We start from the raw sequence: 15,395 nt of genomic DNA on the forward strand, positions 1-15,395 counted from the left end.
GTAAAAGGGCATTTCATTTAAATTCTCGTATAATTTCTTACGATGTACGGATTTTTGACGTTGTTTGCTGTAATCCATAAAAATCACCTCATATATACTATAACAGAAAAGATACACGAACACAAGTTCGCATTAAATTCAATTTTTACACAGACTTATTTATATAATTAAATTATGGGATGCTAAAATATACTCCAAATTAAATAAGGATGGTGTAGTCATTCTAATAAAATTATAGATAAGCACGCGATAAATCTGTATTAAGCTATAAGAATTAGTACAAAAATCACATTAACAGGTGTGCAAAATAAAAAAATTTTCATATATAAATTCATACAAAATAAATACATTTTAATCATGATTATTAGGAGTTAAATAGATCAACATAAGAAAAACTTTTATAAATTGAAATGTAATTTACTATAAAAATTTTCAATGAGTAGTTTAGTATTTGATAATTTCTATATAAAATATGAATTATATGGACACATACCAATATACGGAGATTCATGCTAACAAGCTCGAAATCCCTAAATACTGTATTAGATTTTTATTTATATATCTTATTGTTCGTAAAAACGGTATTTCGTGCGAACTTTGTTCGGTATTTATTTTTCTATGTCCTTCCTAAGATAAAACCTACATATTTAAGGATAAACTTACAAAATATAGTCCATCGGCAAAAGAATAGACTCCTGTAAAAACAAGAGTCTATTCTCAAGGAATTTATATTATCTCTACTCTTTAGATGAATTTTTTTAATTTTTAATTATTTTCAATGAGGAGTTATCTTTAAATGCGCAGTTACATCTAAAGGATCCCCCGGACTCAGCAGTTCTTTTCTCACTCCACCAGTCAGATTAAACGTATTAAATCTAATTGGAAGGCCTTGTGGTCCACTTGCTTTTCCGTCCTTGTCTTCCCCTGTTTCCAAAGATAAAGTTTGATTTTTAACGTAATCTGGAGGAAGATGTTACGTACCATTAATTTTGATACTATAGCATCTTTCCATGTAGGAACGTACAGGTTTTTCTGTGTCTACTTTACTGACGTAATATGACGTTCCCTATTCGAGTTCGATTTTCTTTTTATCGATAACAATCAAATTAGATCCGCCTACCAAGTTCGCTTTAATTGTTATTTCATTTCCTGGCTTTGGATGATTCGCATAGGGAATCTGAAATGCATCAAATCTAAATACATACCCCTTTTTCGTTTTAGCATCAGGTTCTGATTCCAATGTTTTTTGCTCTTTCATTTTCCCCTTATAATGGCTATAGTCTGGCATTGGAAATTCTTTCTCATCCAATACGACTGTATAATAATCAATCTGTGCTAAAATAGGCTCTGGCATTTGGCGTAGAGCGAATCCTTCTACCTGTTTTTGGTCATATGTGAATATCCAAGAATCTATCTGGTGTGCTTTCACAATATCTCCTGTTGACATAGAGCGTACAGGCACTACTCCCTTTACATCGGTTTTGCCGACATGATCTCCTATTACTAGAGTTTCAATTAATTGCCGTCCTTCTATATTCATCCAATATACAACAGCAGAGAATTCGTCTTTTACTAATTGGCTTTCCTTTCTCCCTCCCCCTACAGCGACTTCATGCATACTAGCGATATCAATCGGTTTTTCAAATACTAGTGTGAGTCCACTCGTTTCTACTGTAAATTTGCTTTTTTCTGGTATCACATTTGCCCATTTATTTACTCGATAAGAAGAAATATAATTTGCTAACGCAAGATTTACATGAGGGAATGTAATAGACTTCAACTGCTCTCCTTCAAAATTCCATACAAAGCCTGTATGAGCGTCCTTCATCTCTTTTTCAGTTGGTGGTTTTTTTATCTCTCCTACAATTCTTATCATTATGACAACTGGTTTTCGCTCAGAATCAAAAAAGTTAGTTTGAACTCTTATGAAGTTAGGCGGTTGAGGCATCGGCTGAGATGCTTTACAATCTTGTAAACGTAGTTGGCCCTTTTCATTCATTTGAATTGCTTTACCAAACGTTTCCCATTTTGTTTGCGATTTGTTCCAAACTTCAATTGTATACGACTGGATATACGCTTGGATACAATCCTGTAAGTCACTCGTATTGAAAACAATCGTTTGGTTGGTATCTTCCCATCCTTTTACTTCATAGATAGAGCGAACTTCCTCATCATTGACTGGTTCAGTAGCTCCTGCAGGCAGTTTCCATAACTCAATCTTGTCACCTGAATACGTATAGGCGAACAACTGCACGATATCTCCATGACGCGGCTCTTTGTCTGTATCAAACGCAAACGTTAAACCCTTTGGAGTTAGATTTATGATATGATTGTTGATACATCCTTCATATTTTTTTATATAACTATCAATTGAATCAGCTATATTTAATGTGAATGTGGTGTATCTATAATTTGCTTTTGCCCAATTTGTGATGTAGCTCGCCTTTTTTATGTTATCTGTTGTCGGATACGCCCCTAGAAGACCTGTGGTGCCAGCATATCGACTTTGAATGAGTACTCCTTCTCCATCTTTTTTATACGCATAGATTTCAACATAGTCTCCTTTTTGTATCTTCATATTGTTATTACATTCCGTTAAATCCAATTTTCGTGTTTCGTTACTTATAGAAATTTCTCCATAATAACGATTATTCACCTTAAACAAATAGCTTGATACATAGCTTTTACTATGATCTATCTGTGCCTTTTCCTCTTCTTTATTTCCTTCTTTAAAATGTACACATGTATAATGATTATCTTTTTTAGTCCATTCTGTAATCACATGTACCCTTTCCAAAATATTAATACTGTCTGGCTTAGTACATTCCTCTACTTTTCCTAAATCAATTTCAACACACTTATCATCCATTGTATGAATAGTTAATTTAATAGAATCTCCTAATCTTGGAAGCTTCTCCTGATAGAATTTACTATTAGAAAAATCTAATTTCAATCGTTGATCTCGAACATATCCACCATTATCTTGACGTTCAAATGAAACAGATTTATATATATCCTGATTAATCTGGATATCATATGACTTTACATCTTCTGTAAGGCCAGTTGGTATAGGAGAAAGGTATAAGGCATCAAACTGTTCACCTTTTTTATGCCACTCACTTACTTTATATTGTGCTTTCCATAAAGCATCTGTTAATTCCGCTTTTCCACTAAATACAGTATGTGTATTTCCAAATATATCATGAGCAATAATATCCACCTGCTGTCCTTTTCTTGGATGCTGATTTGTATCACCTGTGTAATCAAAGAAATTAACAATCAATTTTCCGTTTAATTCTAAAGGACGTGTGGAATGTTTTCCAATACTATTGTGCTCAACTATGAGTTCAAAATCCCTCATAGTGTTAATAAGTTCACCATTTAGTGGTTTAAAACTTACATAATCATAAGTCTGATGACCATTATTTTCATTTAAATGCCAATAATCTAAACAAACTTTCTGCAAGGTATCTATTTTTTCCTTATACACAAAATCTCGTTCTGGGATTCCATAAAAAATTGGTATATCATCAATAGTAATAATTATTTCATCAGACATTAATGGTTGGAAGGTACCAAATTTATAGCTTTTTGGAATAATCGGATTTCCTTTAGTGAATTTTAATATCTCGAATGGACGCAACTCACCCTTCCTTATCCATTCTTGATAAGGCGTTTGTATGCAATAAGAGACGTTTTCCAGTTGTTTATTAAGCAAACATATTTCACCAGAATCACTTGTTTGATATAACAGAACCTTCTTTTTTTCTGAAATTTTCACTTGAGTTTTAGAAAGTCTATGTTCTTGTGTATAAAATTTCCTGTTAGGAACCTTGATAGGTCCTAAGTTTTCTACTCTATCCTCTACTATTTTATTATAATCATATTTTAGATATCTTATAGATAGGTTTAGATCAAATATTCTTTTATTCCCGGGAGGTACTTCTAGCCAATGGTTAAAATCAAAATGTGAGTTTAAATCATATTTTTTACCTCCGTCTATTTGGACAGAAAGTTTATCATTAAGATCTAATCCTTCTGTTTTCTTAAACAGAAGGACCTCTCTATCAGTTCCCAATCCAGCTTCTCTAGTTTGCTTCGTCTCATCTCCTAATTTTCTTCTGTATAAAATTGTGAGGTTACGATTTCTTTTGGTTTTATAATCCAATCTCCACCATGTATCATCACCATAATCCGTATGCCAATACATCACAGGGGGTTTGGAAGATTTTAATTCTTCCTTTGTAAAACCTTTACATTTCTCAAAACATTGTTGCATTGGTAGTAGTTTTTCTTCTTTTTCTTCTTTCCAATTAAACCCTTGTAAACTTGAAACTTTCCCCTTAAAAATAACTTGGGATACTTGTTTTGACACCAAAATGTATAACTCTTCAGCCGGATTATCACATAGGTAGCCGGTTCCTATCGTGGAAGCAGACGGTACAATTCCTTGTTTCAGTAGCTCGCTGCTTGTTCCTGTGTTTTTCCATACACTATACGACAAGCTTTGGTCAAAGTAATTTTCTATATATAAATAGTTATTATTTAAAAAAGCATTTACTTCTAAAATAGGTTTAATTAAAATAACCATCTCTTTCGTGAGAGTCACATCGTATACACTTTTCGTATCGTCGCCTTTGTCCTTAAAAGCTTGTAGCTGTTTCGAGATTAATGCATCTGTGTCTTCATTCACATGCAACGCTACACGCAAACGATCGATTTTATACGTCAGCCCTTGTTGTGTTGTCAGCACGAGATTACCGCGGTTATTTTTTCGGGCTCCAAATGCAATTTGTATGGCTTGTTCCACTGTAATTCGCGGTATACCCGATTCTGGTTTCGTTTTGTCGGGTTTTCCAACAACCTCATCTGTGGAAGGAGCCGCGACTCTTCTATCTAGCGTTTCATTTGGTGTTTCTAAGAGTAAACGTGCTGTGCGCTTCATCATTGTATCTGTTACTTGGGACCACTCTACCTCTTTTCCTGGGGCATACTTTCCCGAACCAGCTGTAGCTTTGAATGTTCCGTCAATTTGAGTTGTCACGACTTTCAATGGTTTTCCTTCTGCCAGCTTCTTTTTTGCTCCTGTATCGATGGTAGACGGATGCCCTTGAAATGAATCGCCCGGGGTAACGATTGCTCCTGTTGCATCTAAAGATGGATAGCTGTCTCCTGGACTTAATTTTGCTACTACGTCAGGTACTTTATACGTGAACAACGGTCGTTCTTCCACTTGAAAATTCAGTGTCGGACGCATATTACTAATCTTAGCGGTCCCCATATTCTGATAACGAACAATTCCTTGTAAGATGGCAGCACTTGCCGAATGAATGGTTGTTGATGATTCAGTAGTTTGCTGATGAGCTTCTTGCAAGGAGGAGATTGTTGTCACCCCTTGTTGTTCATTCGTATGGTGTTTTAAGTTCCTAGAAAGGTGCACTGAACCTGAAACGTTTGATGTTTCGCCTCCCTGTTCTCCTCCTTTTCCATTTTTTACGCCTTTTCCGCCGAACTCGAGCTTTCCTGAATTAGCTAAATCGGTTCCGTTTCCAACCGTTTTCGTATCTTCAAATCCATAACTTGTATGATAAGATTGACCAGTTGTGCTGGTATTTTCTTTGTCTTGCACATCTTTTAAAATAAACCCCTCCATAAATGTTGCAACACTTGGACAAGCAGCTACTAATGGATGATAGGCTTCCGGTAAAATGCTCCCCTCTATATAGATGCTTCGGCCTGCTTTTTCTAAATCTGTGTAAGGGTCCCCTACTGTATTCTTGTCAAAGGGGTTCGAAATATATTTTGGGTGATGATTATAAAAATCAGGATTATGATCGTATGTTTCGGACCAAGGCATGACATTAAAATAGCCGTGTTCCTGATCAAATACTTCAGAAATTGTATAACCATTCTTTTCTAGGGCATCAGGGATTCCATCCCCATCGCTATCTATTTCTAATATTTTTTGTATTTTTTGGTTTAGCTTGTCATATTCCTTGAATGGATCCTTTTTAGGTGTTGTGGGTGTTCCAGGTGTTCCAGGTGTTCCAGGTGTTCCAGGTGTTCCAGGTGTTTTTTTACAGTTCTTACAGTTTGGATGTTTAGGGAATTTATTACAATTAACTTTACTCGCCATGAATTTCATCTCCCTTAAATAAATGAACTGAAAGGTCGGTAATGCCTGTCCCTGTTTCAAAATCAGGTACATACATCTTGTTTTTTGGAATATTTTGGCCGTCTGTAGCCCCACTGTACCACCATTTCAAAGATAAATTTATCTCCTCAACGGGTTTGGGATCAGGCAATACATATTCTAGTCGCATCGTATACAGTTGATCTTTTGTTAAGGATACGGCATTATACTCATCTCGATTAATTACGATATCTTTATCTTGTATTTGTAGGATCACATATGCGTCATCTGATGTAGAAAAGTAATATTCGTCTGTTGCTTCCGGTTGAATTCTTCCTAACCACCTCACTGCGCGTACCTTTTGATCAGGAGAAATAAATTTAGGATCTACTTGTACCTTTGTATCTGTATACGTTCCTTTTGAAAAAAATAATAGATTTTGAAAATATGGGGATTCGAAATAATAAGTTAATAGCCCGTTTTTGGGAAGGGCTTGCATGTTTGCCATACGATGTTTGCTCCTTTCTTTGTATAAAAAAACAGGTAGCGGCTATATAGGCCCAATGATATAGCCGTGTCCCTATTCTTATTGTTTTCTGGGGATCCATGGATTCAATTGTATGCTTTCAGAATTAACAATATATGGATAGGCGCCCTTATATTATATTTTTGTCTCGAAAATCGTAAACATTTGATCTTCATGATTGTTATCTGTCAATATATCTTTATCCACAGTAATCTGAATCTTCATTGTTTTATCTCGTTTGTCTGACTGAATCAATCCGTCTACTTCTGCACTATATGTGCTGTATTTATTGTATTCATGCTTAATATTCTCGACTGCTGAGGGAATCAAGAAGTTTAACAAAGCGCCTTTGGAAACCTCTCTTACAACTTGCCATCCATCAGGTTCTTCTTTTTGTGTTACATCTATTTTGGTATTAAAGCGAACATGTAATGCATTATTCTCCATTGTAAACTGTGTGTCGGTTGGAGTGATTACTTCTGTCTTTTTCGTGTTCTTAAAGGTGCAAGTAACTTTTTTAATACCAGCAAGAAGAAGTGGGTGATTAGAAAGTGTTCCCTGTCTTTCAATTACGAATTCCGGATATACGCTATTAAATGTGACATGCTCCCCATTTACTTTTGATTTCTGATTTGTGAGAGGATTAGAAAGTGTTCCTTTATTTTTAAAAGCAATCATATACTGTTCTAGACTAAACATTTTTCCAGGGAAAATTTGTTTACATAGCTCAATTGTCCTTGGTTCTTTAAATGTAGGTACTAATGTAGCGCAGTTTTTCATCTTGTCCTTCTCATCTTTATGACAAGAACCAGGTTGTTGCTTTTCCCAACCGCTCGGTACCGCTTCATCTAATTTTCCTTTCAGTGTGAACGTATATCCCCAGTAATTTTTTTTCATATCAAAGTCCTTAAAAAGAGAAAAATCAAAGGTACAGCTTTGTTTTGCCGCGTTCTTTTCGGGTACAATGTTTTTTCTTATTTCTGATGCCAGTACAGGTCCATAACTAGCCGTTTTGTTGGTAGTAAGGTCCGTTACCTCTAATATAAAGGATAGAAACTCTTTTAATATCTCAGGGGAAGGAATAGAGAGTACTACGCCATTACACGCTTTCGGGTAGGACCAATCCACTTTAAATGTCTGGAATGTGAAGTTCTTTGTCAGTTTTCTTGTGTCTACTTTTGGTTTGTCGGCTCGGAAACCTGGTATTTGTCCTACCGTTTTTGAAATCAGAAGGTTATACTCTTTTTCTCCATCTTTTTGAATCCACACTTCAATCCGATCGTTATTAGAAAGATGTGGAATCTTCGTATTTTGCTCTGCGTTCGGTTCTAGTACCCCTTCTTTATATCCAAATACGTTTTTTTCTGTAGCTGGGATAAAAGAACCCAATTCCGGCGCATCTGTTGACTTTGTTGTCGATGAAGGCGGACGTAATTTAATGCGATACTTTAGCTTTTCTTGTAGGAAATGATTTTTCAAGTACAGTTCTTGATACGTGTTCTTATCTTTTGTTGTAGCATTTTTGAATGTTGCAGTTACCAAAGGTGGGATTTGTATAATCAAGCGCATTCCTTGTAGAAGTTCATAATCATAAAAATTCTTTTTTTTGAGCGTCTTCTTCATTTCGTCCAAATAGAACTCTCCTGTTATCCGTTGCTTCTGAATCCACTCTTGTACAAGATCCATGTTTGCTATCTTTTTTGTTATCTTTTTTGTCCAATCATCAATTTGTTTTTGCTTCAACATTTTTCCTGCCTGCCTCAGAAGATTGTCCATCTTCTCTTTATACCCCTCCTGTTCTTCCCCTAGTTTGTCAATCTCGTCTTTTATCTTGTCAAGTTGTGTTTGAAGCTGCTCGACATCCGCTACGGGAAGTTGCAAACTTTTTGGTTTGATATGATCGATTTGATCCTCTATAAATTGTTTGTTTTGTTCAAGGGTTTCCAGTTTTTTTGTATCGGTTTGTTCTGATAGAAATTGTATAACCATTCTTTTCTATCTTCGTCTTTCATTTGTAACGTCTTAAATTCGTTCTCTATCTTTTTGTTTTGTTCTGTTTCCTCCCAATCTAACTTTTTCAAATGAAATCGTGTTTCTTCTATCTCCGTCTTTGCAAAATCCAGTTGTTTCTTTAGAGCCTCTTTGGTCTGCCTAGACATCGTAATTTTCACATTCTTTGACTGCAGATCATACTTAATTCCATTCTTGTTTTTTTTCACAAATTTTTGTGATGGATCATCACTGAATGCAAGTGTTATGGCCTCTCCAATTGTCAAGCGATGGGCTTTATCGATATCAACATAAGAGAAGGGATGCTTGCCTAGTTGTTTGTCTGGATTGATGCCTTTGTATCCTAAATCGTTCTCTCTTGGTGCTGCAATTCGTCTATCATACATGTCACCCTCCGGTGTAATCAGGGTCAAATGGGCTGTATGCTCTTGTATTTTATCTAAATTCTGTACCCATTGGGTTTTGAAGGTTGGCTCCCCATCTGGTATATAACCATCATATTGTAACAAGCTTAAACTCATTGGGCGCCCTGACAATATGGCATGAAATTGTGTTTGAGACACCTGAATTTGATTTGCATTAAAAGCATCAGTTGATTTAATAACTAAAGGGCCTTTCTGTTCATCAGAAGGATACGAGGCATCTGGCTGAAGTAAGCCGACTTCTGCCCCTCCATCTTTTGCTGGCTTCACAGTAACAAGAGGTTCCATTTTATTTCCATCATGGTAATTTAAATTGAAGGTTGGTAATAACTTACTGACACCAGCAGTTCCTGAATTTCGATATGTTATCAAGCCATTAAATATCGCGTAATTTGCTGTGTTAAAGCTCTTTTGAAAAGACGTAGACTCATTTTGGCCATTGGTGGTGTTTACTTCTATAGTGTTTGAAGTGGACATCTCATTTGATAAGCTGTTCGACCAACTCTTCGAGCCTCCCCCTCCAATTGAGGGTGTTTCTGATATTGATATCTCTCCGTGTATCGCCTCTTCCGTTCCATGTGTTTGCCCAGTACTAGTTGTCTGCGAATCTGTTCGAGAATTACTTACAGAAAATTCATAGGTTTTTGCGACTCCTTCAGTCTTAGTGATTTCTGGGATTAACTGAAAACCAACCATGTTTACATTTATATGTGGATAAGCTGCTACTAAAGGATTGCGTGCCAGCTTTGATATATTAGACAATCGTTCACTGATTAATTTATTCGTGTCTGTAAACGGATCTCCTGTTGTGCTTTTCAGACGATAATTACAATAATAGGTTGGCAAATCCTTCCTCATTCCATAAGGCTGTATTTGTCCATCGGGTGTAACCGTAAAACCATGCATAGAATTATAATTAGTTATCCCATCGTTATTCGCATCGGCATGATATGCATGTGGATTTGTCACATCATAATCCGGGTCTAAATTTTTCTTAGGATCCTCATTATTTACATATTCCTTGTTCCAGGCAGCTTTAGCTGCCACCGACGTTTGCTTTTGACTTGGATGCAACTCCTTCATATTTCCTAATGTTGTCTTAAGGGTAGACACCGTACTAGATAATTTCAATGATTTTTTCATCAAAGTACTTTCTTCTTTAGAAAAAGTATCTAACTCCGAAATGAATTTTTCCAGTAACTCGAGCTTGAAATCATTTGTTTGCGGGTTTACGTCCTTAATGAGGTCTCGAAGAGTGGAAATTAGATTTTTGGATGTTTGCTTTTGTAGTATCGAAAGAGAATCCTTTAACTGCTGAATGAACTTAGGTGCTTCATCTTTCCATACTAATTGTATCATCGTTTCCACATTGAAAGCTGTGTCTTGGTCCTTGCGCGCTTTCGCCCAACGCTTCATTTGCTCTTCCATCACATTTTGATCGTTCCCGATCTGCTTAATACGATTTTGTATAAGCGTCATAGCTTTCAGTTGATCTAATGTTATGTTGATGGCCTCACCTGCTCCTTTGGACTCATCTGTGTTAGGTTCATCTGTCAGCTTGGTATCTGCTGATATACGGTTATATGAGACATTGGTTGGTGTTTCAGGATGCTGATTACTAGATACCAAAGACTGTATTTCCTCTGAATCAAGAATTATATATTGCTTACTATTAAATAAATTATCGGTAATATGTGTAGGTAAATAATCTGAATCTGAAAGATCGGGTCCTCTTAAATTTTTCGTAGGGATTACCGTATTCTTAGCAGGATCTCCTCCTGATTTCTTTAGAATTGTAGGAGTTTGCCAATATAATGTAAAGATGTTTTCATTCGCTACTATTGGTATAAGTGGCATATATTCAACTCGGATTTTATAGATTCCTTTCTCTAGATGACCAGTCAGATCTCCTTGTTGCATCAGGTATGAAATTGTTCCGCTATACGTTTTCCCATTGGATGCCTTAGGTACACGTATCTCCACATTCCAGTTGTCATCCTCATTGTCTTCTTTTAACACCTGATACACGCCTTGCTTACATGTTACACGAAAGGCATTCTTCGCATTAGGATCTGTTTTTTCCGGAATCTTATATATTTTGTTGTCCTTATCTTCTGTGCATGTCATTTGTTTCAGTACATCTGGTGAAACTTGAAATGTAACTTGCTTCCAAATTTTCATACAAGAACGCCATTTATCGGATGAAGAAAAAAGATAATCACCCGCTTCAGAGATTTTCAGTCTTCCAACCCATCTAGCTGATTCAAAAGAAGTGCGATGCAAATCGGATTGATACTTTTGAGGGCTCATAAAATGAAAAATCCCTCCATCATTTTCTCCTTGAACCCCTAGTATCATGTCCTGAAAAAGAGCGTTTTTATAAAAAACCCCATATAACCCTAGGGGCGCTAAATCGAAAGAATTTTGTGAAACAGAATTGGTTGTTGCCATTATGCAACCTCCTCGTATTGTATTTATGTTACGTTTACATTTCTCTTGTCATAAGAGCCCACGTACATCATCATGGGATGACTCAAGCTCGTTTTAGATTATACTTTTGAGAGCAGTGGCGCTCGTTGAGCGTTCTTCTTCATGTTTAAGACCTAGTAGATTGGAAGTCTGCTAGCGATGTACAAGATTTTACTCCACACCATTCAAAAGTATCTTGCTTATTTTGTTTCGCACCATGTACCATACAAAATATACGTATTTTTGTGACGGTTTAGATACTAGGAACGCAACGAAACCACAGATATTATATATTTACTAATTTTTATAATGGACCCCTTAGGGTTAGTTTACCACTGTAGCCTGAATCACCAATATATTTATGAGTTTAGGCTCTCTTTTTCCTGTCTCACTATTTAGAATCATTCTGGTTTCTTGAACGGTAGATGTTCCCGCTATTTTTAATTTTGCTCCACGCGGCAACAATATTTCTTTTTCTCCTTGCACCTGAGTAATACTATCTAAATAAGGTGCATGAGTACCTTTTGCAATCGTTATCTCTACTCTAATGGGTCTCTTCTGGAAAAGAGAATTGCCTGATACATCTCGATTTAAAGAGGTACTTCTATATGCTTTATCGATATTTATCTCACCAACTGTAGGATTTGGAAACTCCACCGCCTCACTGAGTCTATATACTTTGATATCCTCTGGAAGAGAGGCTCTATGGATTGCTTTATCCATGAATGTTATCTGTTCCTTCAACTGGTGTTCTGAATAACCTTTTAGGATTTCTCCCGTGCGTAAATACGTATTGATAGCCGTGTAGAGATTTTTTTTGCCGAACATACCTGAATTGGTTTCTGTGTACTTTTCCATAGCCTCTTTTTCTTTTGTAGTCAATTTTTTTATCCACTTCTCCCCATATTCTTCCGCATTAAACGTTGAGTTCGGGTCCCTTGCTGTGTCTTTTGGTGTGTTTTCTGATTTGCTTTTTATTAATTTTGCTTTCCAAACTACACGCATCTTCCCTTTTATGACTGTTTGCGTCTTTCCATCCACTTCATCAATTTGATACGCGGCATTTTTTCGTAATAAAACGTGTGTATCTTCTTCCGTTTCTCCTTTGAAATAGCCAACGCGTTCTCCAGCGGGGATCTGAATTTGAATTAGTTCCTCATTCGCTCTTAAATTTTCTAAATTACTACTCAAGTTTTCTGTTGTATAAAATTCATTACTTATCGTAGTAACCTCGTTATTATCTTTTGTTTCTTTCTTGTTTGTATCTTCTTTTTTATAAGAATCTGTCATTCTAACAGTAATATGCAAATCTTCTTTTAATACAGGAGCTTGCTCCAGGAATGTATCTACTTTTTTGATATCCTCAGAACTCCATTTTTCATCTTTTATTCCACTTTTTAACTTCTCTTTTAAACCTGTATCTGTTAATTCTGCTTTTTTGACCGCTTCTTTTGACTCGAATTTTTTTTCAAACTCTTTTTTTTCTTCAGGCCCTTTTTTGACTTGTTTTTGTATGTCCTTTTCCTTTAGTGGCATCATGATCTACTCCTTGTATCGAATTTAGTACAAATTTAGCTTTCCTTTATAATGAGAACTCCTCGACCCAAAATAGTAGTAAACCTGGGGGTAATTTTCGATATTTTTGCCTCATTGAACGTTCTTCGTCATGTTTCGTACCTATTAGGCTGGAAGCCTGCTAGCGATGTGAAACATTTTACTCCACACCAGGCAAAAGTATCTTGCTTATTTTGTTTCGCACCATGCACTATACAAAATATACATATTTTCGTGACGGTTTAGATAATAGGAATGCAACGAGACCACAGGTATTGTATATAGCTACTCATTTTTGTAATGGAACCCTTGGGGTTACTTTACCACCGTAGCCCGAATCACCAATATATTCATTGTTTGATTTTTTAACGTTTCTTGAACGGTAGATGCTCCCGTTATTATAAATTTCGATCCATGCGGCAACAATATTTCCTTTTCTTCTGGAAAACTAGAAATACTCTCTAAGTAAGGTGCATGAGTACCTTTTGGAATCGTTATCTCTACTCTAATGGGCCTCTTTAGGAAGAATGGATCTCCTGAACCCTCGCTCTTTAAAGATGTACTTCTATATGCTTTATCTATATTTTCCTTACCAATATTAGCCTTCACAAGATTGATTGCTTTTTGAATATAGGTATCTAATGAATCTAATGAACCTAATGAATCAAAATCAAGATCGAACATGTGTTTCAAGAAATTTTTATCCCTTTGAAACTCCTGCTCCGTACTGCGTCTATACACTGTGATTTCTTCTGGAAGAGAAGCTCTCTTGATTGCTTTATCCATGAACGCTATCGTTTGCTTCAAATCCCCTTTTGAATAATTAGGTAGGATTTCCCCCGTGCGTAAATACGTGTTTAGAGCATCGTAGTCATCTCCTGTGTACTTTTTCATAGCGGCTAATTCGCTTTTCGTTAATTTCTTAATCCACTTATCCCCATATTCTTTCGCATTAAACGTTGAGTTCGGGTCCTTTAGTTTGTCTTCTGGTGTGTTTTCTGATTTGCTTTTTATTAATTTCGCTTTCCAAATTACACGCATCTTCCCTTTTATAACTGTTTTAGTTTTCCCATCCACTTCATCAATTTGATACACGGCATTTTTTCGTAATAAAATGTGTGTATCTTCTGCCTTTTCTCCGCTGAAATAGCCAACGCGTTCTCCAGCGGGGATCTGAATTTGGATTAGTTCCTCATTCGCTCTTAAATTTTCTAAATTACTACTCAAGTTTTCTGTTGTATAAAATTCATTACTTATCGTAGTAACCTTGTTATTATCTTTCGTTTCTTTCTTGTTTGTATCTTCTTTTTTATAAGAATCTGTCATTCTAACAGTGATATGCAAATCTTCTTTAATTACAGGCACTTGCTCCAGGAATGTATCTATTTTTTTGGTATCCTCAGTACTCCATTTTTTATCTTTTATTCCGTTTTTCAACTTCTCTTTTAAACCTGTATCTTTTAATTCTGCTTTTTGAGCTGCCTCTTTTGATTCGAATTTCTTTTCAAACTCTTTTTTTTCTTCTGGTCCTTTTTTGACTTGTTTTTTTAATTCCTTTTCTGTTAGTGGCATCATAATCCACTCCTTGTATAGTATTGACTGCAAACTTATCCTTCTTTTATAATGAGAACCTCTCGCCCCAAAATAGTAGTAACCCTATCTAATAAAACATCTAATGTTTCTTTTTTCTTTTGTCCTACCTGCATCTTTTTCATATGAAAAGAGGTCTTTGATATCATCTTTCACATCTAATTCTTCTACCTTCTTTTTCCATTCATCAACTACTTTTGTTTATTCCATTTTCCATGCTTTTTCTTCTTTACCTATGTCTTTCATTTTTTTCAAAAGACATAATCTATTGGCTCCTTTTTTGGGATAGGATGGAGTTCTGGCGCAAAAATTTTAAAGCGTTTGAAAATTAATTTAAATATGCTTAGATTGAAATCATTACAAACAGCTAGAAAAGTGATAATTGGAGTAGAAGTAATGTATATACCCCAAACTTCTCAAGGAGTGAAATCTATTCCAAGACAGATGCAGTTAATCAGTCGTTTATTCGGATTATCAGCATAAGGCTGGATTCCATAAGGAATCTGTCACCTTCTTTTTATATGCCATTATCTTTGCACCTATATTAACAATAAAACTAATTAGAATTTTTGAAAATATCAACTTTGTTCTATTGATAGACAAATCGGTTCTGTTGCAAAGTTTTTTAAATGAAGCTAAACTGTAGGGAAAATGTGTTGAGGAGAATGATGCATGCGATACTTTAAAGGAA

Annotated in this window: 6 protein-coding genes; all 6 read right to left on the reverse strand. The window is 35.7% G+C overall.

The window, feature by feature from the left end:
* Positions 1–1,066: 1,066 nt before the first annotated feature.
* Positions 1,067–6,136 carry a binary toxin-like calcium binding domain-containing protein gene (locus CN409_RS32425; RefSeq protein ID WP_240518666.1) on the reverse strand — a complete coding sequence of 1,690 codons (5,070 nt, stop codon included), beginning with the start codon at positions 6,134–6,136 and terminating at the stop codon, positions 1,067–1,069.
* Positions 6,126–6,641, reverse strand: coding sequence for a PA14 domain-containing protein (locus CN409_RS25830; protein ID WP_097891094.1), 516 nt, complete (start codon positions 6,639–6,641; stop codon positions 6,126–6,128). The genes CN409_RS32425 and CN409_RS25830 overlap by 11 nt, the downstream gene beginning before the upstream one ends.
* 153 nt (positions 6,642–6,794) lie before the next feature.
* Positions 6,795–8,648, reverse strand: coding sequence for a hypothetical protein (locus tag CN409_RS25835; protein ID WP_098217949.1), 1,854 nt, complete (start codon positions 8,646–8,648; stop codon positions 6,795–6,797).
* Entirely contained in the window at positions 8,573–11,542 is a 2,970-nt protein-coding gene (locus CN409_RS25840; RefSeq protein ID WP_098217951.1) for a binary toxin-like calcium binding domain-containing protein, read from the reverse strand. Before CN409_RS25840 ends, CN409_RS25835 begins: the two co-directional genes overlap by 76 nt.
* 342 nt (positions 11,543–11,884) lie before the next feature.
* The gene (locus CN409_RS25845; protein ID WP_240518668.1) at positions 11,885–13,099 is read right to left on the reverse strand and encodes an ADP-ribosyltransferase; all 1,215 of its coding nucleotides are present in this window, start codon (positions 13,097–13,099) and stop codon (positions 11,885–11,887) included.
* A 330-nt stretch (positions 13,100–13,429) separates the two neighbouring features.
* Positions 13,430–14,686 carry an ADP-ribosyltransferase gene (locus CN409_RS25850; protein ID WP_097981488.1) on the reverse strand — a complete coding sequence of 419 codons (1,257 nt, stop codon included), beginning with the start codon at positions 14,684–14,686 and terminating at the stop codon, positions 13,430–13,432.
* Positions 14,687–15,395 lie beyond the last annotated feature (709 nt).

It is taken from the genome of Bacillus sp. AFS012607 (assembly GCF_002558005.1).
Taxonomy (GTDB): Bacteria; Bacillota; Bacilli; order Bacillales; family Bacillaceae_G; genus Bacillus_A; species Bacillus_A thuringiensis_S.